Raw genomic sequence first — 26814 nt, forward strand, 5'->3', positions numbered from 1 at the left:
GAATCGAGCAATGAGCAACAGTAACCGATGCTATCGTGCCCTCGACATCAAGGTCTCCTTTGCCGGCGTACCCGTGCTGCGTGGTGTTGACTTCGAGGTCGTGCCCGGAGAAATCCACGGGCTGTTTGGCCACAACGGAGCGGGCAAGTCCACGCTGCTCAAAATCCTCGCGGGCGTCAACCAGCAGGACGCTGGCGAATTGCTCATTGGCGACGAGTCCATCTCCCTGTCTTCACCGCGCGATGCGTTACAACAGGGCATCGCCTGCGTCTATCAGGAGCTGCGGCTCATTCCCGGCATGACAGTGTGGCAGAACCTTTTTCTGGGCCGCGAACTCAGAAAGGGGGGATTGCTCGACGAAGCGGCGATGAAAGAGCACACCCGGCAGGTGCTGCACGAGTACAAGCTCAAGGTAGACCCGCTCAGTCTCGTCAGAGACTTGTCGCATCCGGACAAGCAGATGCTGGAAGTCGTTGCGAATCTGGACAGGGACGCACGATTCCTCTTTCTGGATGAGCCGACCACCGCACTTGAGGGCGCGCAGGCAGAGGCGCTTCTGCAATCGGTTCGGCGTATCGCGCGTGAGAAGAAAATCGGCGTCGTTCTGGTTTCGCACAAGCTCGATGAGGTGCTCGGCGTTTGCGACGAGGCAACGGTGATGTGTGGCGGGAAGGTGATCTATCACGCCAAAAGCCAGATCGCGAAGCAGGACATCATCGACGCCATTGTCGGCGACGCGGCTCCGTCCCTGGAGGAAGGCGAGCGCGCGTCGAGAACGCTCGTCGATAAAACCGCTGCGCCGTATCTTGAGGTCCGCAATCTGTCGACGTCGCGCCTGCGCGATGTTTCGCTTCAGGCATGGCCGGGTGAGATTGTCGGCATCTACGGACTGGCTGGCGCCGGACGTACGCGCTTTTGCCGGACCCTGTTTGGCCTGGAGGACGTCGCGAGCGGAGAGGTCCGGGTAGCGGGGAAGCCCTATCGCGCGCGCAGCCCCGCGCACGCAATCGACGAGGGCGTGGGCTATCTGACGGAGGAGCGCAAGAAGGACGGCATCGTGCCGCTGATGTCGAGCTTCTCAAACGCAACGTTGCCGATCCTGCAGCGGTTCAGAAAGCGCGCGCTCGTGGACCATGGCGCCGCAGCGAAAAGTGCCAACCGGATTCTGGTGGAGATGAACACACGAGGCAACCTCCGCGGTCCTATTAAATCGCTGTCCGGCGGCAACCAGCAGAAGGTCTTGCTCGCGCGCGTCATCGGTCAAGACGCCAGGCTCGTTTTGCTCGACGAGCCGACGAAGGGCGTCGACATTGGCGCGAAGGCCGACATCTACGCGATTATCCGCCGCATGGCCGCCGAGGGGCGCTGTGTCGTCGTCGTGTCGAGTGAAGAGGAAGAGCTTCTCGAGATTGCCGACCGTGTGCTCGTGTTCCATCAGGGCAGCTGCGATGGCGCCCCCGTGCCGCCGGAAGCGTTGAGCATTGCGGGCCTGCGCAAGGCCGCGTGGAGCGGCGAGTCGAACGCGGCTTGATGGCGCCTCGCGGTGCCGGCCGGTTGTTCATCTCGCATGGGCCGGCGCTGATTCTATACGCTGATTCGCTGGCCGCTTCAGTTGCATCGTGGGTCCGGGCGTGCCCATCAACTGCGTCGTATCACTCGAGAGTTAACGCGGCGCGCTTGTCGCACGAACTCATGCAGGCTAGAAGGGGGTAGCGCATGCAAGATACGCTTGCACTCATTTGTGATTGTGACGGGGTGCTAATCAATAGTGAAGCGATTGCCGGGGCAGTGCTCGTGCGGGAGCTGGAAGCGCGATGGCCTGGCGTCGAATTGCATGATGTTGTGACACCGCTCCTTGGCGTGCAGACAGAAAGGCTCTTGTTGGAGGTGGCGAGCGCAGTTGGCAGGACATTGTCCACCGACGATATTGCGGTCATCCACCGCGTCGTGCAGCAAGAGGCGGTCACGGCGCCGATGGTCGACGGCATCGCGACCGCATTGGACAACATCCCGCTGACCAAGGCGTGCGCGAGCAACAGCACTTCGACTTATGTCCGCGCGGTCCTTGAACGCACGGGCTTGAGCGCGTTCTTTGCAGATCGCCTCTTCACCGCAGATAGGGTGCCGAATCCAAAGCCTGCGCCGGACGTGTACTTGATGGCGGCTAGCCGCCTCGGTGTGCGGCCCGAAAGCTGCCTCGTGGTCGAGGACAGCGTGGCTGGCGCAACGGCCGCTATGGCTGCCGGAATGACGGTTTTCGGATTTACTGGAACGGCGCATCATCCGGTGGCTCAAGGCGAAAGGCTGTTGCGCATCGGAGCGACACGGACTTTTCGCACGATGTCTGAACTCCCTTTCCTCGTACAAGGGTGGAGCGCTGAGCGCCATTCGCGCCTGAGCGTCGAGGATGCGCGCGACAGGTCATAAGTCATACGCAGCGCGGCAATATTACAAAAATGTAACTGCGTGCTGTCGATCCAGGTGCGTTCTTTTGAGAGGATACTTGCCAGCAGTCGAACGTTCCCCCGCTGCACACCGGAAGCGTCGCGGACTTCGCTGGCAAAGGCGTTCATCGTTACGCGGAGGATACGGGTTCGGCGGCACTGCCGCGTCGTACCTCATGGGCGCGCTGCCGGGACCGTCAAGCCGGTGAAAGAATTCGTTAACACATGCGCGCCTCATTTGTGGAAGATGAGGTCTCGCCCACTTTCATCTCCAGGACGCGAATCCAGACAGCTTCACGATGTCAGACCTACCCATCCACGTATTGTTCGTCGACGACGACGCAGACCTCTGCCAGTTGATCGGAAAATTCTTCCGCTTGCACGGCTGCGAATTCACGGCTTTGCATTCGGCGGTTGATCTGACGCGCACGATCGATCGTATCCGGCCAACCATCGTCGTCCTCGACCTCATGATGCCCAAGGTCGACGGTCTCGCGGCGCTGAATCGTTTGCGCGCGGAAGGCACGACCACGCCCGTTATCATGCTGACCGCCCGCGCCGAAGACGTGGATCGCATCATTGGCCTGGAGCTGGGTGCCGACGACTACCTCGGCAAGCCGTTCATGCCCAAGGAACTGCTGGCGCGCATTCATGCGGTTCTGCGGCACCACCGGCACGTGCCCCGCAATCCCGCTCAAGCGGCGCGGCCGCGCAACGCGTTCGGCAGCTTCGAGCTCGCTTCCACGGGGCGCACGCTGCTTCGCGACGGGCAGCCCGTCAAGATTGGCGCGCGCGAGTACAAGCTGCTGGAGATCCTCGTGTCTCGCCCCATGGAGCCACTCAGTCGCGAAGACATCGTGCGCTTGCTGGACGGCCCGGACAGCACGGCAAGCGAGCGGAGCCTCTACGTGGAGATACTGAGGCTGCGCCGAGTCGTCGAGGAGGACCCGGCCCAACCGCGCTTCATTCAAACGATTCGCGGCGTGGGCTACGTGTTCGTGCCGGAGCAAACGAACGATGAAACGCCCATTTAACACGCTGTTCTTGCGCCTGGCCGCGATGACGGTCGGGCTGATCGTGCTGCTTCACGTCACGTTTCTCCTGCTCGTCGACCGGGAAAGGGCGACGCTGGAAGTGATGCACGTCTCGCAGGCCGTCAAGACCGCCGTGACAGTGCGCGAGCACGATGCCGCGCTCGCGCCGCTGATCGCCAGCGATCTGGGCATCCAGTACTTGCCCCGCACCGCAGCCGGCACGGGTTGCACGGGCGATTGCAGCAACGGCATGCACCCGATCGAAAACGCGTTGAGTGCGCGGCTGCCCGCGGGAAGCCGTGTATGGGCCCGCAAGGACGGCTTGATTACGGTCGACGTGAGCGGCGCGCCCTACACAATCGTGTTGCCACAAGGCTTTATGCCGCCAGCCCGCTTCTTGAGCGCGTCGCTTTTGATGCTCGTGTTCGCCGTGGTGAGCGCGCTCGCGTTTGCCTGGCAGCTTCAAAAGCCGGTGCGGGCGCTCGCGCGCGCTACCCGGGAATTCCGCATTCGAGGCGGTTTCAAGGATTTGCCGCTGAGCGGACCGAACGAAATCCGCGAACTGACCGCGAATTTCAACGAGATGGCCGGCGCGTTGTCCGAGACCGAGCGCGAGCGCGCGGTCATGCTGGCGGGCCTTGCGCACGACTTGCGCGCGCCGATTACACGCATGCAGGTGCGCGCGGACATGCTGGGCGATGACGACGATCGCGCCGCCTTCCTTCGCGACGCGGAATCGATGTCACGCATCGTCAATCAGTTTCTGGACTTCTCGCGCGATACGTTCGAGCCGTCGCCGCTCGCCAGCGTGGATGAGATTTGCCGCCGCGACTATGGCGGGCTGATTGCCGAGGAGCCGGATGCTGGCGAGCTGGTCGTGCTCGATCTCCAGGCGGGCGAGCGCTTCTGCTTGCCGGGTCTCGAAGTCGAACGCATCGTGCAGAATCTCGTGCAGAACGCGATGGTGCATGGCGCGCCGCCCGTCGAGATCATGACTCGCAAAGAGGGCGGTGCCTGGCTGCTGCGCATTCGCGACCACGGGCAGGGCGTACCCGAGCACACACTTGCGTCCATCCAGCTCCCGTTTGTGCGGCTCGACCCGGCGCGCGGCGGCAACGCGAGCTGCGGTCTGGGTCTTGCAATCGTCAGGCGGCTGGTGCGCACACTGGGCGGAACCCTGACCATCGCCAACGCACCCGGTGGCGGGCTGAGCGTTTCGATGACATTCAAAGCGTAGTTTTCGACACGCACTTGAGCGACCAAAACGTATCAAGTCTGAATTCATTCAGTAGTACTAGTTGACCGCGTGATCCCGAGTTGGCTGCCGCTCAGGGATGGTCAATCGTTTTGACGCGCTTCGCTACACGCGATGCGACCTTCCAACACTCTCGCAAACTATGCATACCAATATCTCGCTACCCGTGAGAGCGACCAGGCGTTCGTGTGTCACCGGGCGCCGCATGCTCACCGCCTTGTGCGGCGTTTGTCTGACCTTCGTCTCCGCATGCAGTCGCCACGACGGGCCGCCACCCGGCATGCAAACCGCCGAAGTGGGCGTGTTGACGATCGCGCCGCAGCGCGTCGTGATGACGGCGGAGCTGTCTGGCCGTCTCTCGGCGCTCAAGGTTTCGGACGTCAGGCCGCAGATCGGCGGGATCGTGCAGAAGCGGCTTTTCGTGGAGGGCGCGGACGTCAAGGCAGGCCAGGTGCTCTATCAGATCGATCCGGCTTCGTATCAGGCGAGTTACGACCAGGCGAGCGGCACGCTGGCCAAGGCACGCGCGACGCTCGCCTCGGCGAAGACCAAGGCCGACCGCTACGCCGATCTCGTGAAGATCAAGGCCGTGAGCCAGCAGGACTATGACGACGCCGTCGCCGCGGTGCGCGAAGACGAGGCCGACGTGATCGCTGACGAGGCCTCGCTCGAATCCGCACGGGTCAACCTCGACCGCACGCGCATCACCGCGCCGATCTCAGGGCGTATCGGCGCATCGAGCGTGACCGAGGGCGCGCTCGTCACGTCGGAGCAGACGACCGCGCTCGCCACGATTCAGGCGTTCGACCAGATGTATCTCGACGTCACGCGCTCCAGCTCGGAATGGCTTGCGCTGCGCCGGGCTCTGGCGTCGGGGAAACTGAAGCGCGCGGGCGAGAACGGCGCGGAAGTCAGTCTGCAGCTCGAAGACGGCACGCCGTACGCGCATACGGGCACGCTGCAATTTTCCGGTATCACCGTCGACGCCACCACCGGCTCGGTCACGCTGCGCACGATCTTCCCGAACCCCGAGCGCGATTTGCTCCCGGGTATGTTCGTGCGCGCGAAGCTCGGGGAAGGCGAGAACGACAGTGCGATTCTCGTGCCGCAAATCGCGGTCACGCGCGGCTCGGACGGCCAGGCAAGCGTGTATGTCGTGGACGCGTCTTCGAAGGTGCAAAAGGCGAATGTGAAGGCCGACACCGCGTACGGCGATCAGTGGATCGTCGCCGACGGGCTGCGCACGGGCGACCGTGTGGTCGTGAGCGGGTTGCAAGGCGTGCGCGTGGGCGCTGCGGTGAAGGTCGCCGACGAGAGCGCGGCTGCAGCATCGGCATCGGCATCGGCATCGGCATCGAGCGGCGCGTCCGCTGCTGCCGGTGCCGCACCGCTCGCGCAGCGGTAAGGGGCGCGCATGGCTCAATTCTTCATCAAGCGGCCCATCCTTGCCTGGGTTATCGCGATCGTCATCATGCTCCTGGGTACGGCGGCAATCACGACGCTGCCGGTCCAGCAATATCCCACGATCGCGCCGCCTTCGGTGCAGGTCACGGCGACCTACCCTGGCGCGTCTGCGGACACCGTTGCCGCCACCGTCACCCAGGTGATCGAGCAGAAGCTCAGTGGCATCGACAACGTGCTGTACATGTCGTCCACCAGCAGTTCGGCGGGGCAAGGCACGATTACGCTCACGTTCAGGCCAGGCACCAATCCCGACATCGCCCAGGTGCAGGTGCAGAACAAGGTCAGCCAGGCCACGTCCTCGTTGCCGGAAACGGTGCAGGAGCAGGGCATTCAGGTGGCCAAGGCGTCGACGAATTTCATGATGATCGTCTCGCTCTCCTCGCCGGGCGGAACGTATAACTCGATCGATCTCGGCAACATCGTTGCCACGCAGATCGAGGACCCCCTTTCGCAACTCAACGGCGTGGGCGACGTCACGCTTTTCGGCGCGCAACACGCGATGCGCATCTGGCTCGATCCGGTGAAGCTGCGCAGCTTCGGTCTGATGACGTCGGACGTGACCACGGCGGTGTCGAACCAGAACGTGCAGCTCTCGGTGGGCCAGGTGGGCGGCGCGCCCGCTACCGATTCGCAGGCGATCAACGCGACAATCCGCTCGTCCGGACTGCTTACGACTGCCGACCAGTTCGGCAACATTTTGCTGCGCGTGAACAGCGACGGCTCGCAGGTGCGTCTGAAAGATGTAGCGCGCGTGGAAGTGGGCGGCGACAGCTACGACACGTCGTCGCGCTACAACGGCAAGCCGGCCGCGGCCATGGCGATCAAGCTCGCGACCGGCGCGAACGCCATGGAAGTGGCGCGCGAGGTCCGAGCGAAGCTCGCCGAAATCGAGCCGCAATTGCCGAAGGACGTGCAGGTCAACATTCCGTACGACACCACGCCGTTCGTGCAGATTTCGATCGAGGAAGTCGTCAAGACGCTGCTCGAAGCGATCGTGCTCGTGTTCATCATGATGTATGTCTTCCTGCAGAACGTGCGCGCGACGCTCATTCCGACGATCGTGGTGCCCGTCGCGCTGCTCGGCACGTTCGGCGTGATGGCTGTCATCGGCTTCTCGATCAACGTGCTTTCGATGTTCGCGATGGTGCTCGCCATCGGCCTGCTCGTGGACGACGCGATTGTCGTGGTCGAAAACGTCGAGCGTCTCATGAGCGAGGAGCGGCTTGGGCCGCGCGAGGCCACGCAAAAGGCCATGGGGCAGATCACGGGCGCGCTGGTCGGCGTGACGACCGTGCTGACGGCTGTGTTCATTCCGATGGCGTTTTTCTCGGGCTCGACCGGCGCGATCTATCGCCAGTTCTCGATCACGATCGTCTCGGCGATGGTGCTTTCCGTGATCCTGGCACTCACGCTCACGCCGGCGCTGTGTGCGACGCTGCTGCGTCCGGTGGAAGGTGAGCACCACGAGAAACGCGGATTCTTCGGCTGGTTCAATCGCAAGTTTTCCTCTGGAAACGAGCGGTACAGCGGCGTGCTTTCGCGCATTGTCGGCCGGCCGCTGCGCTGGATGTTCGTCTATGGCTTCATGGGCGTGCTGGTTGCCCTGCTGTATGTGACGCTGCCTTCGTCGTATCTGCCCGACGAAGACCAGGGTTTCGTCATCGTTTCCATCAGCACGCCAGTTGGCACGCCCGCTTCGCGCACGCTCAAGGCGGTCGAGGCTGCGGAGCAGTACTTCCTGCACGACGAGCCCGGCGTTGCGCAGATGATCACGGTGAATGGTTTCAGCTTCAACGGTCAAGGCCAGAACAACGCGTTCGCCTTCGTGGCGCTGAAGGACTGGAAGCAGCGCGGCCGCAACGACAGTGCCGCGGCGATCATCGCTCGCGCGAACCGCAGGCTGGGCGCGAATCGCGACGCCCAGACGTTCGTGCTGAGTCCGCCGGCAATCCAGGAGCTTGGCACGCAAAGCGGCCTGAACTTCGAAATCGAGGACCGTGCCGGGCAGGGGCACGCGAAGCTGCTCGCGGCGCGCAACCAGTTCATGCAGCTCGCGGCGAAGGAACACGCACTGGCCATGGTGCGCCCGGCGGGGCTCGAGGACACGCCGGAGCTTCAGGTCGATATCGACCGCGAGAAGGCCTCGGCGCTCGGGCTATCGGTTGCCGATATCAACGACACGCTGCAGACGGCGTTCGGCTCGGCCTACGTGAACAACTATATCGACACGGGCCGTATTCAAAAGGTCTACGTTCAGTCGGACGCACAGTACCGCATGATGCCCGCCGATATCGGCAACTGGTTCGTGCGTGCGAGCACGTCGTCGTCCTCGTCATCGACTTCTTCCGATGCGAGTACGTCGTCCTCGTCCGCTTCATCGACTTCGGGCACGGGGTATGACTCGGTCATGGTGCCGTTCTCCGCGTTCGCGACGAGCCGCTGGGGCTTCGGGCCGCCGCAGATCGAGCGTTACAACCGGCAACTGGCAATGGGCATGTCGGCGCAAACGGGCATGGGCGCCAGCACCGGCGACGCCATGGCGGCCGTGCTGAACATCGCGAAGCAGTTGCCGGGCGGCTTTGGCGTCGAATGGACCGGCCAGTCGTATCAGGAGGTACAGGCGGGCTCGCAGGCCGCCTGGCTCTACGCGGTGTCGATCATTGTCGTGTTCCTCTGCCTTGCGGCACTTTATGAAAGCTGGTCGGTGCCGATCGCCGTGATTCTGGTGGTGCCGCTCGGCGTGCTCGGTGCGCTCGTGGCCGCCCATCTGCGCGGCCTCGAAAACGACATCTATTTCAAGGTGGGCCTGCTCGCGACCGTCGGGCTTGCGACCAAGAACGCGATTCTGATCGTGGAATTCGCCAAGGACCTGCAAGCCGAGGGCCACGCCATGATCGATGCGGTGATCAAGGCGGCGCATATGCGTTTGCGGCCGATCCTCATGACGTCGCTCGCCTTCGTGTTCGGTGTGCTGCCGCTCGTGGTGAGTTCGGGCGCGGGCGCCAACGCGCGTCATGCCATTGGCACGGGCGTCGCGGGTGGCATGATTTCCGCCACCGTGCTCGCCATTTTCTTCGTACCGGTGTTCTTCGTCGTCGTGCGCCGCCTGTTCGGCGAGCACGGCCACCCGCATCAAACCCGCCCGTCGCGGGAGGAAGAAGCATGAAACTCAAGCTCCTGAGCGCGCTCGTTGCGGCGGCGCTGTGCGCGTGTACGCTCGATCCCGCCTATCAGCGGCCCGACGCGCCCGTCACATCGGCGTGGCCGGCCGGCGACGCCTACCAAAGCGCCGCGGCGAAAGCCACTAGTACGCCGTTCGCCGCCGATACAGGCTGGCGAGACTTCTTCAAGGATCCGCGCCTGCAACGGCTGATCGAACTGGCGCTGGCGAACAATCGCGACATGCGTGTTGCCGTGCTCAACGTCGAGGAATATGAAGCGAAGTACCGCATTGCGCGTGCGAATCTCGCTCCTGAAGTCGATGCGTCAGGGTCACTTACGCGCGAACGCACAGACGGAGCGATCACCTCGTCGAGCACCGCGGGCGTAGGGATATCCGCATGGGAAATCGACTTCTTTGGCCGGCTGCGCTCCCTCAAGCGGCAAGCGCTCGAAGAATATCTCTCGACCGACGCCGCGCGCACGAGTACCCAGCTGAGCCTGATTGCCACGGTTGCGACCGACTATCTGCAACTGCTGGCCGACGAAGAGAGCCTGGCGATCACGAGCCGCACCGTCGAGGCGGATCAGAACACCTATGACTTGACGCTGCAGATGATGAACCGTGGCAGCGCGTCGATGCAGGACGTGCAGCAGGCGCACACCACACTCGCGAGTGCGCGCTCGAGCCTGGCCTCATATACGCGTGCCGTCGCGCAGGACCAGAACAATCTCGCGGCGAGCATTGGCAGCCCGCTGCCCGACGATCTGCCGCAGGGTGGCACTTTGATGACCAGCCAGTCGATGCTGGCCGATATCGGCGAAGGCGTGCCTTCGGATCTGCTTACGCGGCGGCCAGACATCGTCGAAGCGGAGCATACGCTGAAGGCGGCGAATGCGAATATCGGTGCGGCGCGCGCGGCGTTCTTTCCGAAAATCGAATTGACCGCGTCGGCAGGCGCATCGAGCACGAGCCTCACTGATCTCTTCAAGGCCGGTAGCGGCGCATGGACGTTTGCACCGACGATCACGATGCCGATTTTCGACTACGGCTACAACAAGGCCACGCTCGATGTCGCGAAGATCGAGAAGAACATCGACATCGCCGACTACGAAAAGGCCATTCAGACCGCGTTCAAGGAAGTGGCGAATGGCCTGGCGGGGCGCAGCACCTACGTCGCACAAACGCTGGCCGACCGCGAGTATGTCATGGCTGCGCAGCAGTATTACGACATTGCGCAGGCGCGTTATCAACGCGGCACGGACAGCTTCTTGACGCTGCTTGACGCGCAACGCTCGCTTTACACGGCGCAGGAGCAACTCGTCACTGACACGCTCTCGCAGCTTTCCAATCTGATCACGCTCTATAAGGCGCTCGGGGGAGGGTGGAGCGAGACGAGCGTGACGGCGCAAGCGAGTGCGGCTCCGGGATAATCGGTACGCTGGATATTGAGCGACATAGTGCAAAAAAAACGGAGGGCTCGCGGGCCCTCCGTTTTCTTGTCTCCTGCATCAGACCCGGTCGTCACTTCGAGTAATCGTTTTCAATACCAAATCTTTCATTTGAAAAGCCGGGTGATGTTTCGCGCGGGAGAGGACGAAACGTTCCCGTCTTTGTCTGCTGCCTGTCGCGGCGTGAATGCTTGCGGCGGCGGCGCGATGCGTTTTACAAGTGCGTAGCTTAACTAATTAGTTTCGGTAACATACGAACAAAAACATAGCGAGCTGTGGCCATTACACTCCATCCCTTGTTTGGTCAGGGAGGGTTTCCATGCCTATGTCCACGACACTTGCCATCGACTCGCTGCACGGTTTTGAGTTGACGCCGGACGGCCAGTATCTGATGGTGAAGTGCAATCAACCGGGTAGCGTCGCCGTTCACTGTTCGGTCATGCACGAATTGCTCGCCGCGCTCTCCAATGCGATAGGCCGGTCCGCACGCATTCGGCAGCGTGCGTCGAGCCTCAAGTTCACCATGCCGTGCGAGGCGTGGGAGATCGGGCGCGATTCCGGCACGGCGCAGCATCTCGTGATGAGCTTTCGCCTGCCGGGCGGAGCCGAACTGGCGTTCCGTCTGCGTCCGGCGCAGGCCGCGCACATATCCGAAGTCCTCTTGCTTGCCACCGGCGTCGCCGTGCCGCAGCGCCCCGATTCGATGCACGTGCAGTAAGCTGCCGTTCAATCCCCGCACGAGTGCCGCTCTCGTTGCACTCGCGATTGTCGTCTCACGCCGCTGAGCGGCGCCACCGCAGTCCTTACGACCGAATATCCGCATGACCGTTTCTTCCATTACGCGCTACGCTCGCGCGCTCTCGTTTGCCGGCTTCGGGCTGGGGATTTTCTCAACTGCGCACGCAACCGGGTCCTTCGTGGTTCGGGACATTCGTATCGAAGGGCTGGTGCGCATCGAACCGGGCACGGTATTCGCCTACATGCCGATCAAGCAGGGCGATACCTTCACTGACGACAAGGCATCTGATGCGATCCGCGCGCTTTATGCCACGGGATTCTTTCGCGACGTGAATATATCCACGGAAGGTCACACGGTCATCGTGCGGCTGAGCGAGCGCCCGACCATCAGCACGATCGACTTCGCCGGCATTCACGAGTTCGATAAGGACAATCTGAGCAAGGCACTCAAGTCGGTCGGACTCTCCGCTGGCCGCAACTTCGACAAGTCGCTCGTCGACAAGGCCGAGCAGGAACTCAAACGCCAGTACCTCACCCGCGGCTACTATGCCGCAGAAGTCACCACGACCATTACGCCTGTCGACCAAAATCGCGTTGGACTGCTTTTCGCCGTCGTCGAGGGGCCCAACGCGAAGATTCGCCAGATCAACTTTATCGGCAATCACGTATTTCCCGAAAGCACGCTGCTCGACGAGATGCAGCTTTCCACGCCGAACTGGTTTTCGTGGTACACGAAGAACGACCTGTACGCCAAGGAAAAGCTGACGGGCGACCTCGAGAACGTTCGCTCGTACTATCTCGACCGCGGCTATCTGGAGTTCAATATCGACGCCACCCAGGTGTCGCTGTCTACCGACAGGAAAGAGATGTATCTCACCATCTCGATCCATGAGGGTGAGCCCTATACGATCTCGGGCCTCAAGTTCTCAGGCAATCTGCTCGACCGCGAAGCAGAATTGAAGAGGCTTGTCGCGATCAAGCCGGGAGAGCGTTTCTCGGCGCAGAAGCTCAAGGACACGACCAAGCGAATGGTCGACAAACTCGGCGAGTACGGCTATGCGTTCGCGACCGTGAATGCGCTGCCCGAGATCGACCAGAAGCATCACACGGTTGTGCTCACGCTACAGGTCGATCCGGGCCGACGCGTGTATGTGCGCCACGTGAACATCACCGGCAACACACGCACGCGCGACGAAGTCGTGCGCCGCGAAATGCGCCAGTTCGAAGGCGCCTGGTTCGATTCGAACCGGCTCATGCTTTCCAAGGACCGCGTCAACCGGCTCGGCTATTTCACGGACGTCGACGTGAGCACGGTGCCCGTCGAAGGCACGCAGGACCAGGTCGACGTGTACGTGAACGTGGCCGAGAAGCCCACCGGGACGCTTTCGCTGGGCGTAGGTTACGGTTCCGGCTCAGGGCCGAGCATTTCGGCGGGCATCTCGCAGGACAACGTGTTTGGCTCCGGCAACAGCCTTTCGCTGAACGTGAACACGGGCTCGACGAACCGCACGCTCTCGGTCACGCAAACCGATCCGTACTTCACGGTGGACGGCATCAAACGCATTACCGATGCGTACTACCGTACTTCCTACCCGCTCTACTATTCGAGCACGAACGACACCAGCTTTCGTATCGTCTCGTACGGCGCGGACGTGAAGTTCGGCGTTCCGTTCTCCGAGGCGGATATGGTGTACTTCGGCCTTGGCATCGAGCAGGATCGCCTCGACGTCGACAGCGAGACGCCGCAGACCTACAAGGACTACGTGAATGAGTTCGGGCGCGTGTCGAACACGGTGCCGGTTACCGTGGGCTGGTCGCGCGACAACCGCGACAGCGCACTGGTGCCTAGCCGCGGCTACTACGTGCAGACTAACGCCGAATACGGCACACCGGTCGGCACGCAGTACTACAAGACGGATGCGCAGATGCAGTACTACTACTCATTCGCGCGCGGGTTCGTGCTGGGGTTGAACTTCCAGGGCGGCTACGGCAACGGGTTGGGCGGCAAGGCGTACCCGATCTTCAAGAATTACTACGCTGGGGGCATCGGTTCGGTGCGCGGCTACGAGTCGGGCTCGCTGGGTCCGCGCGACAAGTCGACGAACGATCCGATCGGCGGCTCGAAGATGGTGGTGGGCAACATCGAGCTGACATTCCCGCTGCCGGGCACCGGCTACGACCGCACACTGCGCGTATTCACGTTCGTGGACGGCGGCAACGTGTGGGGCACGGAGGGCAGCAGCACCGGCGCGAACGGATTGCGCTACAGCTATGGCGCGGGCCTCGAATGGATTTCACCCATCGGCCCGCTCAAGCTGAGCCTCGGCTTCCCGATTGTCAGGCACGCGACCGATCAGTACCAGAAGTTCCAGTTCCAGATCGGGACGTCGTTCTAGCCGGAAGCGAGAGGGCTTCCGGAGCGACGAAAAAAACCGCACAAATGAGCGACCTGCCAGCGAGGCGTTGCGGCTCCGACGAAGTGGGAGGAGTGCTTATGCAATGCGTTTCTCAGGCTTCTAACAAGGGGAGCGATTGTCTTGTCTGCATCGCGCCCGCCACGCCTTTGCCCCATTTGCCGGATAGCCTGCAGTTCTTGCACAACGAACTCACGGCACGCTCGCGTGCCATACACGCATCTCGAATGGTTGCCCATTTGCCGATGAACGCGCGCTCAGCTACGTCGTGATTTCTGCAGCAGCGATTTTTTGCCTGGCATTGAGCAAGCCTTCCACCATTCTTGCTTCAGCCTTGGCAATACCGTCAAGAGACACCACGGCTAGCTGGCGACCGAAGAGTTCGAACGCCACACATACCCATTCGTAGTCAGCATCATCCATCACCCAGACGCCGTTTTCCTTCTCGGCAGCGTCGATATGCATCATCGCCGCGTGGGCTTCCTGTATGTCCGTGATTTCGTCTGGATAGTATCCGAGTCGACACAACTCCCCGGCAATCAAGAGTTGTCGCTCCAAGGTCGTGAAGAGCTCACGCGAGCCGTGCCCTCGCCGAAACGCGTCCAGGCCCGTGTAACACTGAAGGAGCATGGCTTGCGTTACGGGCTCATGCGCAGCCCGACTGAAAGTAAGTGCACGCAGCAATGGTGACATCGCCGGCCGGGTGTGTTTGCGGGTTCGTGATTTACCGGGCATGTTGATTTCAATCTCGTTGAATAACGCTCAGTCCTGCCACCAACGCAACGCTCACTGACAAAACGCGAGGGCGATATGCTGGCGGCAAAGTACAGGACCTCGGACGTGCATGCGACGATGATGGGAGGCAAAAGTTAAGACAGGCTTAAGCACCGCCGCGAGCAACGCTGTTCCTGAGACATTACTCCGCGCGTGCCGCTTGTTTCTGCGCGGCCTGTTCCTCCGCGTGCTTTTTCGCCAGGTGATGTCCGACGATACAGCCGCCAACCGCCCCTGCGACTGCGTGATGACCGGCATAGTGTCCGGCAACGCCACCCACAACGGCGCCCTTGATGCAACCGGCTGCGTTTGCCGTTCCGATACCTGCGAGTGCGGACATTGCAATAGTGAGTGTGAACTTGCTAATCGCTTTCATCGTGTAAAACCCTTTGGTTGAGTTGGGCTGATGTTGAGGCTGTTATCGAGTTTTCAACTGCAGCGCACGCGTTGCTCGTTGGCCGATAGGTTCGGAAATGCGCACATCGGAGAAATGTCGCTGCCTATGTTGACGGACATAACGCTTGAGCTATCGTCGAAGTGCACGTTGGAACCGCGACGTTTGTAAGCAATTGTCAGAGGCTCAACGATAAGCGTCGCAAAGAGCGCCCGCAGGTTCTTGCCGTTCGTGGACCGTTGGCCGGGCAAACGCAAATTCCGGCAACCCGTGCAAGGATGTCTTTCGAAGGCAACCGGTGATTGTTCTCCGGAAAGGCGAATAGCAGGCCGTGTTGCGGGTGTTGCGCTGCAAATCGCGAAGCCGAACTCGTCATTCGGTTGACCTGTTGCCTTGCTTTCACGCGCCTGATTTCAGAGCCGTGACGCGTAGCGTCATCCGCACGTTCCGGCCTCACTCGCTCCGGCGTAGCGCGATACCTTCGCTGATCGCGCTAATCCACCTCACAACAAATGGTGGGACAGGTGTTTCACGCGACACGTCTCGTTACACACAAAAACACCGGTAATTTGCCGCCTCAATATAGTGCGTTCACAACTGACAAGTGAGGCACTTATGAAAAGAATCTTTGCGCTGACGCTGATGGCCGTATGTCTTGGAACCGCGCTGAGCGGCTGCATCGTGGTACCTGCAGGCGGCTACTATCACCGCTATTAACCGTAGCTGACTTTCTGCGCGTTCAACTGAAACCGCCAGGCATCCCTATCACGGAAAGAAAATTATGAGCATTGCACCTCGCCGCTGGTGCGCGATTACATTGGTTGCCGGCATCGGCATAGGTGTATCGGCCGCCGCCTCCGCGCACGTCGATGTTGGCGTGAACATTGGCGTCCCCGGTATTGCAGTTGCACCCCAACCAGTCTATGTCGCGCCACCGCCGGTGTATGAGGCGCCTCCACCTGCTGTTATCGTCAGTCCTGGCTGGTATGGTGAGAGATACTACGATGGGCATCGCTACTGGGAGCGTAGGGAGTGGGAGGAGCGCCATCATGATGAGCGGGAGTGGCGCGATGCCCGTGCCCACTACGACGAGCATCGCGGTGACTGGGGCCGTTACCATGACGAAGGTGGCCCGCGGGGCGACTGGCATCACGACCACGGGGACGGTGACCGGAGGCACGACCATTGATGCGAGCAGTGCCCGTCAAGTTGCTGGGCGCGTCGTTCGCGGCGCCTTAGACGCCCCGTCTCCAAGCCGGACTGCCGGGTTCCCCTCGCGTGCCAGCCACGTCACAGGCCCGGCTTGGACTTGACCATATTGTCCGCCCGTAGCATGCCCGGCAGCGCATCGACGAAGAAGTCCGCCTGCAATGCTGCGCCCGCCTGGACGTCGTATTGCGCAAAGTCCCGGACACCGGCTGCCAATAGCACTTCGTCATCGAGAAAGAAATTGCCCGTGCACTCCCTCGACGGGCGGGTCAGGATATAGTGGGCCGCGTCGGCGACTATCTCCGGCTTGCGACAGGCCGCAATCATATCCGCACCGCCAATCTCGTTTCGCACGGCAGCAGTCGCTATCGCGGTTCTTGGCCACAGCGAATTCACGGCGACGCCACGGTCCTTGAACTCACCAGCCAGCGCGAGGGTGAAAAGGCTCATCGTGTATTTGGCGATGGTATAGGCCGGGAAATCCTTGAACCACTTTGCGTCGGTGACCAGCGGTGGCGACAACGTAAGGATGTGCGGATTCGCCGAATTGAGAAGGTGGGGCAGGCAGGCCTGGCTACAGACAAACGTGCCTCTCCCGTTCACCTCATGCATCAGGTCGTAGCGCTTGACGGGCGTATCCAGCGTTCCCGTCAACCGGATGGCGCTGGCATTGTTCACGAGTATGTCGATGCCGCCGAACACCTCAACGGTTCTGGCGACCGCAGCCTTTACGCGTTCCTCATCGCGAATATCGACGACCAGCGCAAGCGCCTTTCCGCCTGCAGATTCCACGGCCGCCGCCGCCGTATGTATCGTGCCCTCGAGTCGCGGGTCCGGGTCGGCCGTCTTTGCTGCAATCACGATATTTGCGCCGTCACGCGCCGCCCGGAGTGCAATGGCAAGTCCGATGCCGCGACTGCCTCCAGACATGAATAGTGTTTTGCCGGCGAGGTTCATGGTCGTCTCCTGAATACTTGGGCTGGCATGCGGTTAAGGACGAAACGCTGCGTTGCTACGAGTTAAAACAGAAAGACTGAAGTGGAAAGCCATTGATACGGCGGCGCGTTGAACGATGGCGGCGCTGCTTTCACGGCTTCTTGACTGGAATGACCTGTCCCGTGATGTCCTCGACCAGACTTCGCTTGTACGCTTGAGCTACCACCGCGGCCGGAGTACCCGCCGAGTAAGCTTGCCCCATCGCGGCAAGCGTTTCTGAAACCCAGCCTGGGCTGACGACGTTCACGCGCGACTTGCCGTGCAGTTCGAGAGCCGCGGACCGGACGAACGCCTCGACCCCTGCATTCACGATGCCCACTACGGCACTCCCTGTGACCGGATGCTGGGACAGAATGCCGCTGGTTAGCGTCAGGGACCCGCCTTGTGCAATGTGACCGGCCGAGCACCGGACGAGATTGACCTGTCCCATCAGCTTATTCGTCAGACTGAACGCAAAGTCTTCGTCGGTCAGCCATTCAAGCGGCGCAAATTTCGCGGCACCTGCGGTGCAAATCACAGCATCAACGGTTCCGAGTTGCCGGTACATTGACTCAATGGACGCCTTGTTCGCGAGGTCCACCGACAAGTCCGGGCCGTTGCGGCTAGCACCAATGACCTCGTGCTCGGGCGAGAGCAGGTGAACGATTTCCCTGCCGAGCAGTCCGGTTGCGCCAACTATCAGAATGCGCATACGTCCTCCTTATCCGGAAGCGTCAGGCCAGCGCGGAGTGACGCATCGCACGTGGCGCCAAGACGAACGAATATCGTACTACCGGCCGGGGCGGCCGTTTGGGGCGACATTCAAGTACCCGCACTTGTGATGTCGATGAAGAGAGCAGTGTGACCTCCTGAGGTTCCAGTTCTTGCGCAGGATCTGGCGCTAGTCGAGGCTCGCAGGACGAGGAGGATCCCGGCCGCACCCGTGGCACGCAGCCGGCGAGCAAGCCTCGCCGCCCGCCTCGAATCGTCGGATTCGACGACGCCGCACCGCACAACTCCCGCTAATCTTCAGAGCATGCCCGGTGCCGTTTGTCGGCGCGCCAGAACATCATCAGAGGGGAGTTCCAGTGCAAGACGCCTATATCTACGACCACGTGCGCACGCCTCGCGGCAGAGGGCGCGCGGACGGGAGCCTTCACGAGATCACGCCGGTCCAGCTTGCCGCCCAGACGCTCGCGGCCGTGCGCGATCGCAACGGATTCGACACCGGGCTCGTCGACGACGTGATTCTCGGCTGCGTCGCGCCTATCGGCGAGCAGGGCGCGAACCTCGGCCGTGTGGCCGCGATTGCCGCCGACTATGCGCAAGGCGTGCCGGGCCAGCAGATCAACCGCTTCTGTGCGTCGGCGCTCGAAGCCGTCAATCTGGGTGCCTCGCTCGTGAGCAGTGGCCAGGCGCGCAGCGTGGTGGCGGGCGGCGTCGAATCGATGTCGCGCACGCCGATCGGCGGCGACGGCGGCCCCTGGTACGCCGACCCGCAAACGGGATGGAAGTGCTATTACGCACCGCAAGGCATCGGTGCCGATCTGATTGCGGCGCTCGACGGCTATAGCCGTGAGGACGTCGACGCCTTCGCGGTCGAAAGCCAGCGCCTCGCGGCGCAAGCATGGGACGAGGCGCGCTTCGCGAAGTCGGTACTGTCCGTGCGCGACGTGGCCGGCGAAATCGTGCTCGAGCGCGACGAGCACATGCGACCCGGCACGACGCTCGCCGATCTGGCGCGCCTGAAGCCGGCCTTCACGGCAATGGGCAAGCAGGGCTTCGACGCGATTGCCCGCCAACGCTATCCGCATGTCGACACGATCGAGCACATCCATACCGGCGGCAATTCGTCGGGCATCGTCGACGGCGCCGCTGCGGTGCTGATCGGCGGCGCCGATTTCGGCAGGCAAACGGGTCTTGCGCCGCGCGGCCGCGTGGTGGGCTTCCAGTCCATCGGCAGTGAGCCGACCATCATGCTGAGCGGCCCCGCGCCGTGCAGTGCGCGCCTCCTCGATCGGCTCGGCCTGAGCTTCGACGACATCGATCTCTTCGAGGTCAACGAAGCGTTCGCCTCCGTCGTGCTGCGCTTCATGCGCGAGACCGGTGTAGAGCGCGAGCGTATCAACGTGAACGGCGGCTCTATCGCGCTCGGTCATCCGCTTGGCGCGACGGGCGCGATGCTGGTCGGCACCGCGCTCGACGAGCTGGAGCGGCGTGGCGGCAAGCGCGCGCTCATCACGCTGTGTGCCGCCGCCGGCATGGCAACCGCCACGGTCATCGAGCGGCTCTGAGCCACCCCACACGACGAGATTGAAATGACATCCATGCAGAATCTTGCCTATGAAGTGGACCGCGACGGCGTCGCGCTGCTCGGCATCGACGTGCCGGGCCGGGCGTTGAACGTCCTTACTCCTGCGCTCCAGAACGAACTTGCCGACGCGATTGAACGCATCGCCGCCGATCCGGCTGTCAAGGGCGCGGTGCTCTTTTCGGCGAAGCCACGCGGCTTCGTCGCCGGCGCGGACCTGAAGGACCTCGTGACGGCCTTCGACCGCGGCATCACGGTCGTGCAAGCGCGCGACGAAAGCCGCCGCCTGCAGGCGATCCTGCGGCGCATGGAGACGATGGGCAAGCCGGTCGCAACTGCGCTAGGCGGCCTCGCGCTCGGCGGTGGTCTCGAGCTGGCGCTCGGCACACATTACCGTGTCCTCGCCGACGATGTGGGCGCCGTGGTCGGGCTGCCCGAAGTCACGGTGGGGCTGTTGCCAGGCGGCGGTGGCACTCAACGTTTGCCGCGCCTCATTGGCATCGCCGAAGCCTTGCCACTGCTGCTCGAAGGCAAGCCCGTCGACGCGAAACAGGCGCTCGCGCTCGGCATCGTGAACGAGCTTGCGCCCGCCGCACAGGTCATCGAGCGCGCACGCGCCTGGGTGCTTGCCCACCCCGACGCGCAGCAGCCGTGGGACAAGCGCGGCTGGGCCCCGCGCGACGCGAAGGGCGCGCCGTACAACTCGGGCCCGTACACGGCGGCCATCGCACGTCTGCACGCGACGAACCACGAAAACTATCCCGCGCCGCTCGCGATCCTTTCTTCGGTGGCGGAAGGACTCGCAGTCGGTATCGACGCGGGTCTGCGCATCGAATCGAACTACTTCGGCAAGCTGCTCGCGGGGCCCGTTGCGCGCAACCTGATCCGCACGCAGTTCATCAACAAGCCGGCCGCAGAGAAACTGGTGCGCCGCCCCGCGCAGATCGCGCCGTCGCGCGTGGAGCGTCTTGCAGTGATCGGCGCGGGCATGATGGGTCGGGGCATCGCCCGCGTTGCCGCCGAGGCCGGCATCGACGTGGTGCTGCTCGACGCGACGCAGGAAAGTGCCCGGCAGGCGCGCGCCGCGCTCGAAGCGTCGCTCTCTTCGGACGCCGCGAAAGGCCGCATTGCCCCCGCAGCGGCCGAGTCCGCACTCGCGCGCATTCGGGCGAGCGCGGACTACGCGCTGCTCGCCGACGCCGATCTCGTGATCGAAGCGGTCTTCGAGGACCGCGCCATCAAGAACGATGTCATCGCCCGTGCTGCCGAGGCGATGCCCCGAACCGCGCTGCTGGCCAGCAATACGTCAACCCTTCCCATCACGGGGCTGGCGGCGCGGTTCCCACGGGCTGCGCAGTTCATCGGACTGCACTTCTTCTCGCCCGTGCCCCGTATGCCGCTCGTCGAGGTGATTCGCGGCCGCGAGACCTCGGACGAGACGCTTGCGCGCGCGCTCGACTTCGTCAGGCAGTTGCGCAAGACGCCGATCGTCGTCAACGACAGCCCGGGCTTTTTCACGAGCCGTGTGTTCGGCAGCTATGTCGACGAGGGCTTCATGATGCTCAAGGAAGGCGTCGCGCCCGCGCTGATCGAAAACGCCGCGCGCGCGGCGGGTATGCCAGTCGGCCCGCTCGCCGTGGCAGACGAGGTCTCGCTGCCGTTGCAGTTGAAGGTCAACGAGCAGGCGATCGCCGATGGTCTCGACGAGCGCTTCCAGCGCGGCGCGGCGATCGATCTCGTCAGGAAGATGGTGCGCGAACTGGATCGTCCGGGCCGCCCGGGCGGTTTTTACGAGTATCCCGCCGAAGGCGAGAAGCGGCTGTGGCCCGGCCTCGCCGAGCACTGGCCCGCGGCCGCCGATCAACCCACGCTCGCCGACCTGCGGCTGCGCTTTTTGACGATCCAGGCGCTCGAAGCCGCGCGCTGCGTGGAGGAGGGCGTCATCGAGACGGCCGCCGACGCGGACCTCGGCTCGACGCTCGGCATCGGCTATCCGACGTGGACGGGCGGTGTGCTCTCGTATATCGACACGCATGGCCTTAAGGCTTTCGTTGCGGACTGCGAACGTTTTGCCGCGCGCCATGGAGCGCGCTACGCGCCCTCGGACTGGCTGCGCGCCCGAGCCGAGCGCAGCGAGACGTTCCACCGTGTCCAGACCGCAGCCTGACCTCGCCGGCGACGACATCATGAAAACGCGTATCACCGAACTGCTGGGCATTCGCTACCCGATCATTCAGGGCGGCATGATGTGGGTGGGCCGTGCGGAGCTTGCGGCCGCCGTCTCGAACGCAGGGGGCCTCGGCATCGTCACGGCGCTCACCCAGCCCACGCCCGAGGCGCTCGCCGAGGAAATCGAACGCTGCCGTGCGCTGACCGACCGACCCTTCGGCGTGAACCTGACCATCTTGCCGTCGATCAATCCACCGCCGTACGAGCGCTATCTCGATGTGATCCTCGACGCGGGCGTGCGCGTACTGGAGACAGCCGGCAACAACCCGCGTCCGTTCATCGAGCGCGCGAGGGCTGCGGGTGTGAAGGTGATCCACAAGTGCGTCGCGGTTCGGCACGCGTTGTCGGCCGAGCGCAATGGCGTCGACGCAGTGTCGATCGACGGTTTCGAATGCGCGGGCCATCCCGGCGAAGACGACATTTCGGGGCTCGTGCTGATTCCCGCCGCCGTGCGCAAGCTGAAGGTGCCCGTGATCGCTTCGGGCGGCATTGCGGACGGGCGTGGCCTCGCGGCGGCGCTTGCGCTCGGCGCCGAGGGCGTGAACATGGGCACGCGCTTTTGCGCGACCCGCGAGGCACCGATTCACGACGCGATCAAGGCCGCGCTGGTCGGCGCGAGCGAGCGCGACACGCGGCTCATTTTCCGCTCGATGCAGAACACCGCGCGCGTGCTGCGCAACACGATCTCGGAAGAGGTCGTGAGCATGGAGCGCCGCCCGGGCGGCACGACTTTCGAGGAGATCCGTCCGCTCGTTGCGGGTACGCGCGGACGCGCGGCGCTCGAAGCGGGTGACGTGGACGGCGGCGTGATCACGGCGGGCCAGTGCGTCGGGCTGATCGACGATGTGCCGAGCTGCGCCCAACTGCTCGAGCGCATGGTTGCCGAGGCGCGCGAACACATTGCCGGGGCGGCGCAGCGCCTCGCCGCATAACGTTGGCGCTCGCGCCGCGCCGCGGCCGGGCCGACATTCAGAGTTACCGAGGAGCGAACACCATCATGGCTGAAGCGTATATCGTGGCGGCGGCCCGCACGGCCGGCGGCCGGCGCGGCGGGCGTCTGTCCGCATGGCATCCCGCCGATCTCGCGGGCGAAGTGCTGGGCGCGCTTGTCGCGCGCAGCGGCATCGATCCTGCGGCAATCGACGACGTGCTGCTTGGCTGCGTGAGCCAGATCGGCGAGCAGTCCACCAATGTCGCGCGCAACGCGGTGCTGGCCTCGCGCTTGCCCGAGAGCGTGCCCGCGACCACCATCGACCGCCAGTGCGGCTCGTCTCAGCAGGCGCTGCATTTCGCGGTGCAGGCTGTGCTGTCGGGCACGCAGGACGTTGTCGTCGCGGGCGGCGTGGAAAGCATGAGCCGTGTGCCGATCGCGCTGCCGCAAACCCTGCCGCGCGAGCATGGCTACGGCGACTATACGAGCCCGCGCATGCGCGAGCGCTACCCGGGCGTGGTGTTCAGCCAGTTCGACGGCGCCGAGATGATCGCGAACAAGTACGGGCTTGCCAAGGAAACACTTGACGCGTTCGCGCTGGAGAGCCATCGCAAGGCTGCTGCTGCCACGCGCGCGGGCTACTTCGAAGCCGAGATCGTGCCCGTGCAGATCACGACCGCCGAAGGCGAGGTGCAGCAGCACACGGTCGATGAGGGCATCCGTTTCGAGGCGACGCTCGAAGGTATTGCGGGCGTGAAGCTGTTGCGTGAGGGCGGCCGCGTGACGGCGGCGAGCGCGAGCCAGATCTGCGATGGTGCTTCGGGCGTGCTCGTCGTCAACGAGCGCGGGCTGAAGACGCTCGGCGTCGAGCCGCTTGCACGTGTGCATCACATTGGCGTGATCGGCCACGATCCCGTCGTCATGCTCGAAGCGCCCATTCCTGCCACGCGGCGTGCGTTGCAAAAAACCGGCCTCTCGATCAATGACATCGATCTCTTCGAAGTGAACGAGGCGTTCGCGCCCGTGCCGCTCGCCTGGCTCAAGGCGCTCGAGGCGGACCCCGCGCGGCTGAACGTGAGCGGCGGCGCGATCGCGCTTGGCCACCCGCTCGGCGCGACCGGCACCAAGCTCATCACGACATTGCTGCATGCGCTGCGGCGTGAAAACAAACGATACGGACTGCAAACGGTATGCGAAGGCGGAGGCCTCGCCAACGTCACCATCATCGAGCGCCTTTGAGGCGCTCCCGGCACAAGGGACAAGACGTGAAACTGAACAATACGTTGAGCGCCGTGATAACGGGCGGCGCATCGGGGCTTGGCGCATCGACAGCGCGCGCGCTTGCCGCGCGCGGCGTGAAGGTCGCGCTGTTCGACCTGAACGAAGCGGCGGGCGAGGCGCTTGCGAAGGAAATCGGCGGCACGTTTTTCAAGGTGGACGTGACCTCGGAAGAAAGCGTCGAGCGCGGCTTCGAGGCCGCGCGTGCGGCACATGGCCAGGAGCGCATCTGCGTGAACTGCGCGGGCACTGGCAACGCGATCAAGACTGCTTCGCGCGACCGCAACAGCGGCGCAATCCGGCATTTCCCGACCGCGGACTTCGAGCGCATCGTACAGATCAACCTGGTCGGCACGTTTCGCGTGCTCGCGCGCTCGGCGGCGGGCATGCTCACGCTGCCGCCGCTCGAGGACGGCGAGCGCGGCGTGATCGTCAACACGGCTTCGGTGGCGGCCGAGGACGGCCAGATCGGTCAGGCCGCGTATTCAGCGTCGAAGGGCGGCGTCGTCGCGCTCACGCTGCCCGTCGCGCGTGATCTCTCCGGCGAGGGCATTCGCGTGAACACGATCATGCCCGGCATTTTCGACACGCCGTTGCTCAAGGGCGCGTCCGATCACGTACTCGCCGCATTGTCGGAATCGGTGCCGTTTCCAAAGCGGCTCGGCCGCACCGAAGAGTTCGCGGCGCTCGCGGTCTCGATCGTCGAGAACGGCTACCTCAACGGCGCGTCGCTCCGCCTCGATGGCGCGATCCGCATGGCGCCGCGCTGACCGGAGGCAGTGTTTTGAACTTCTCACTTTCTGAGCCGCTCATCGAACTGCAGGCGCGCACTCGCCGCTTCATTGCCGAGCGCATCATTGCGCGCGAGCGGGACCCGCGCCAGGACGCGCACGGCCCGCACGAGGCGCTGCGCGACGAACTGGTGGGCGAGGCGCGCGAATGGGGCCTGCTCACGCCGCACGCGAGCACGGAACTCGGCGGCCTTGGGCTGTCGCATGTCGCGAAGGCGATCGTGTTCGAGGAGGCGGGCTATTCGCCGCTCGGTCCCATTGCGCTGAACATCCACGCGCCCGACGAAGGCAATATCCACCTGCTCGAAGCGGTGGCGACGCCGCAGCAAAAGGCACGCTGGCTCAAGCCGCTCGTGGAGGGCCGCGCGCGCTCGTGCTTCTGCATGACCGAGCCCGATCCTGGCGCGGGTGCGGACCCGTCGATGCTGCGCACGACCGCTCGCGCGGACGGCGACGACTTCGTGATCGACGGCGTGAAATGGTTCATCACGGGTGCGCAGGGCGCGCAGTTCGCGATCATCATGGCGCGCGACGAGAGCGGCGCGGCCACGATGTTTCTCGCCGACATGGATCAGCCCGGCATTCGCGTCGAACGGTTGATGGACGCGCTCGATTCGTGCTTCACGGGCGGCCATGCCGTGGTGCGCTTCGAGGGCTTGCGCGTACCCGCTGCGAGCGTGCTGGGCAAGGTGGGCGAAGGCTTTCGTTACGCGCAGGTGCGTCTGGCACCCGCACGGCTCACGCACTGCATGCGCTGGCTCGGCGCCGCGCGGCGCGCGCATGACGTCGCCATGGCTTACGCGAACCGGCGCGAGGCCTTTGGCAAGACGCTGATCGAACACGAAGGCGTGGGCTTCCAGCTCGCTGACAACGAGATCGATCTCCATACGGCGCGTCTCGCGATCTGGCATTGCGCGTGGCTGCTCGACCAGGGCGAGAAGGGGCGGCACGAGTCGAGCGTCGCGAAGGTGCTGTGTTCGGAGGCGCTCTGGCGCGTGGTCGACCGCTGCGTGCAGGTGCTGGGCGGGCGCGGCGTGACCGGCGAGGCCATCGTCGCACGCATCTTCAGCGACATGCGCGCGTTTCGCATCTACGACGGTCCCTCCGAGACGCATCGCTGGAGCATCGCCAACCGCATCGCGCGGCAGGCGGCGGCGCGCGAAGAAGCACAAACGGGAGGCGCGCGTCATGGCTGACCGCTTCGATTTGACCGGGCGACGCGTGCTGGTCACGGGCGCATCGAGCGGACTTGGTGAGCACTTCGCCGCGATGTTCGCGCAGGCGGGCGCGCAGGTCGTCGCGGCGGCGCGGCGCGTGGAGCGGCTGCAAGCGCTCGTCGAGCGCATCGGGGCGGCGGGCGGCACGGCGCAGGCGCTCGAAATGGATGTGTCCGATGCCGCCTCGGTCGCGGCGGGCTTTGCAAAGTTGTATGACGCGGGCGGCGTGGACGTGGTCGTCAACAACGCCGGTGTCACGGTCGCGAAGAGCGCGCTCACACAGACCGAGGCCGACTGGGACGCCGTCATCGACACCAACCTCAAGGGCACGTGGCTCGTCGCGACCGAAGCCGCGCGGCGCTGGGTCGCCGCCGAACGGCCGGGCTCGATCGTCAACATCGCATCCATCCTCGGCGAGCGCGTGGCGGGCGCCGTCGCGCCGTACGCGATCTCGAAGGCGGGCGTGCTTCAGCTGACGAGGGCGCTCGCGCTCGAATTCGCGCGCCACGGCATTCGCGTGAACGCGCTCGCGCCCGGGTACGTGAGCACCGACCTGAACCGCGACTTTCTCGGCAGCGATGCGGGCAAGCGACTGCAAGCGCGCATTCCGCAGGGCCGCTTCTCCGACCCCGAGGATCTCGACGGTGCGCTGCTGCTGCTCGCCTCGGACGCGGGCCGCTCGATCACGGGCGCGGTGCTCGCCGTGGACGGCGGTCATCTGGTCAGCTCCCTCTGAACGGCGCGA

21 protein-coding genes are annotated in these 26814 nt (G+C 63.8%); 17 read left to right on the forward strand and 4 right to left on the reverse strand.

The features are described from left to right. Positions 1-10 precede the first annotated feature (10 nt). From U5A58_RS04915 to bamA, 9 genes are all read left to right on the forward strand, one after another. A complete protein-coding gene (locus U5A58_RS04915) occupies positions 11-1531 on the forward strand; it encodes a sugar ABC transporter ATP-binding protein (protein ID WP_321960518.1) in 1521 nt (506 codons plus the stop codon). A gap of 185 nt (positions 1532-1716) precedes the next feature. Then, positions 1717-2427, forward strand: a complete 711-nt coding sequence (locus U5A58_RS04920; protein WP_321960519.1) for an HAD-IA family hydrolase — start codon at positions 1717-1719, stop codon at positions 2425-2427. Between the two features lie 316 nt (positions 2428-2743). Beyond that, positions 2744-3478: a response regulator gene (locus tag U5A58_RS04925; RefSeq protein WP_321917136.1), complete on the forward strand. Its 735-nt coding sequence runs from the start codon at positions 2744-2746 to the stop codon at positions 3476-3478. Next, on the forward strand, positions 3462-4715 hold the full coding sequence (locus U5A58_RS04930; protein WP_321960520.1) for an ATP-binding protein: 1254 nt from the start codon (positions 3462-3464) through the stop codon (positions 4713-4715). Before U5A58_RS04925 ends, U5A58_RS04930 begins: the two co-directional genes overlap by 17 nt. 160 nt (positions 4716-4875) lie before the next feature. After that, a complete protein-coding gene (locus U5A58_RS04935; protein WP_415774165.1) occupies positions 4876-6138 on the forward strand; it encodes an efflux RND transporter periplasmic adaptor subunit in 1263 nt (420 codons plus the stop codon). Between the two features lie 9 nt (positions 6139-6147). Then, positions 6148-9363, forward strand: coding sequence for an efflux RND transporter permease subunit (locus U5A58_RS04940; protein ID WP_321960522.1), 3216 nt, complete (start codon positions 6148-6150; stop codon positions 9361-9363). After that, positions 9360-10790 (forward strand): efflux transporter outer membrane subunit, encoded by a 1431-nt coding sequence (locus U5A58_RS04945; protein WP_321960523.1) that lies wholly within the window; start codon positions 9360-9362, stop codon positions 10788-10790. The genes U5A58_RS04940 and U5A58_RS04945 overlap by 4 nt, the downstream gene beginning before the upstream one ends. Before the next feature lie 337 nt (positions 10791-11127). Beyond that, complete coding sequence (locus U5A58_RS04950) at positions 11128-11526, forward strand: hypothetical protein (RefSeq protein ID WP_321917126.1); 399 nt, start codon at positions 11128-11130, stop codon at positions 11524-11526. Positions 11527-11629: 103 nt separating this feature from the next. After that, complete coding sequence (bamA, locus tag U5A58_RS04955; RefSeq protein ID WP_321960524.1) at positions 11630-13942, forward strand: outer membrane protein assembly factor BamA; 2313 nt, start codon at positions 11630-11632, stop codon at positions 13940-13942. Between the two features lie 279 nt (positions 13943-14221). Here the strand turns inward: bamA and U5A58_RS40830 are convergent, their stop codons facing one another. After that, a complete protein-coding gene (locus U5A58_RS40830; protein WP_415774166.1) occupies positions 14222-14428 on the reverse strand; it encodes a hypothetical protein in 207 nt (68 codons plus the stop codon). 448 nt (positions 14429-14876) lie between these two features. After that, the gene (locus tag U5A58_RS04965) at positions 14877-15110 is read right to left on the reverse strand and encodes a hypothetical protein (protein WP_321917120.1); all 234 of its coding nucleotides are present in this window, start codon (positions 15108-15110) and stop codon (positions 14877-14879) included. 799 nt (positions 15111-15909) lie between these two features. Here U5A58_RS04965 and U5A58_RS04970 point away from each other — a divergent pair. Further along, the gene (locus tag U5A58_RS04970; RefSeq protein WP_321938214.1) at positions 15910-16317 is read left to right on the forward strand and encodes a hypothetical protein; all 408 of its coding nucleotides are present in this window, start codon (positions 15910-15912) and stop codon (positions 16315-16317) included. 101 nt (positions 16318-16418) lie between these two features. Here the strand turns inward: U5A58_RS04970 and U5A58_RS04975 are convergent, their stop codons facing one another. Together U5A58_RS04975 and U5A58_RS04980 are read right to left on the reverse strand one after the other, a co-directional pair. Next, complete coding sequence (locus tag U5A58_RS04975) at positions 16419-17294, reverse strand: NAD(P)-dependent oxidoreductase (protein ID WP_321960526.1); 876 nt, start codon at positions 17292-17294, stop codon at positions 16419-16421. A 130-nt stretch (positions 17295-17424) separates the two neighbouring features. Then, positions 17425-18024: a short chain dehydrogenase gene (locus U5A58_RS04980; RefSeq protein WP_321917117.1), complete on the reverse strand. Its 600-nt coding sequence runs from the start codon at positions 18022-18024 to the stop codon at positions 17425-17427. 376 nt (positions 18025-18400) lie between these two features. On the opposite strand from U5A58_RS04980, the gene U5A58_RS04985 reads away from it, so the two are divergent. The 7 genes from U5A58_RS04985 to U5A58_RS05015 all read left to right on the forward strand — a co-directional run bounded on the left by U5A58_RS04985 (position 18401) and on the right by U5A58_RS05015 (position 26805). Next, positions 18401-19606, forward strand: a complete 1206-nt coding sequence (locus U5A58_RS04985) for an acetyl-CoA C-acetyltransferase (protein WP_321938211.1) — start codon at positions 18401-18403, stop codon at positions 19604-19606. Between the two features lie 33 nt (positions 19607-19639). Beyond that, positions 19640-21790, forward strand: coding sequence for a 3-hydroxyacyl-CoA dehydrogenase NAD-binding domain-containing protein (locus U5A58_RS04990; protein WP_321960628.1), 2151 nt, complete (start codon positions 19640-19642; stop codon positions 21788-21790). A 19-nt stretch (positions 21791-21809) separates the two neighbouring features. Then, entirely contained in the window at positions 21810-22784 is a 975-nt protein-coding gene (locus U5A58_RS04995; protein WP_321960527.1) for a nitronate monooxygenase family protein, read from the forward strand. Positions 22785-22849: 65 nt separating this feature from the next. Continuing rightward, complete coding sequence (locus U5A58_RS05000) at positions 22850-24022, forward strand: acetyl-CoA C-acetyltransferase (protein WP_321960528.1); 1173 nt, start codon at positions 22850-22852, stop codon at positions 24020-24022. Between the two features lie 26 nt (positions 24023-24048). Beyond that, entirely contained in the window at positions 24049-24831 is a 783-nt protein-coding gene (locus U5A58_RS05005) for an SDR family NAD(P)-dependent oxidoreductase (RefSeq protein ID WP_321960529.1), read from the forward strand. 14 nt (positions 24832-24845) lie between these two features. Continuing rightward, the gene (locus U5A58_RS05010) at positions 24846-26048 is read left to right on the forward strand and encodes an acyl-CoA dehydrogenase family protein (RefSeq protein WP_321960530.1); all 1203 of its coding nucleotides are present in this window, start codon (positions 24846-24848) and stop codon (positions 26046-26048) included. Next, on the forward strand, positions 26041-26805 hold the full coding sequence (locus tag U5A58_RS05015; RefSeq protein ID WP_321960531.1) for an SDR family NAD(P)-dependent oxidoreductase: 765 nt from the start codon (positions 26041-26043) through the stop codon (positions 26803-26805). Before U5A58_RS05010 ends, U5A58_RS05015 begins: the two co-directional genes overlap by 8 nt. Positions 26806-26814: the final 9 nt, after the last annotated feature.

The organism is Paraburkholderia sp. J7 (genome assembly GCF_905220155.1).
In the GTDB taxonomy this organism is placed as follows: Bacteria; Pseudomonadota; Gammaproteobacteria; order Burkholderiales; family Burkholderiaceae; genus Paraburkholderia.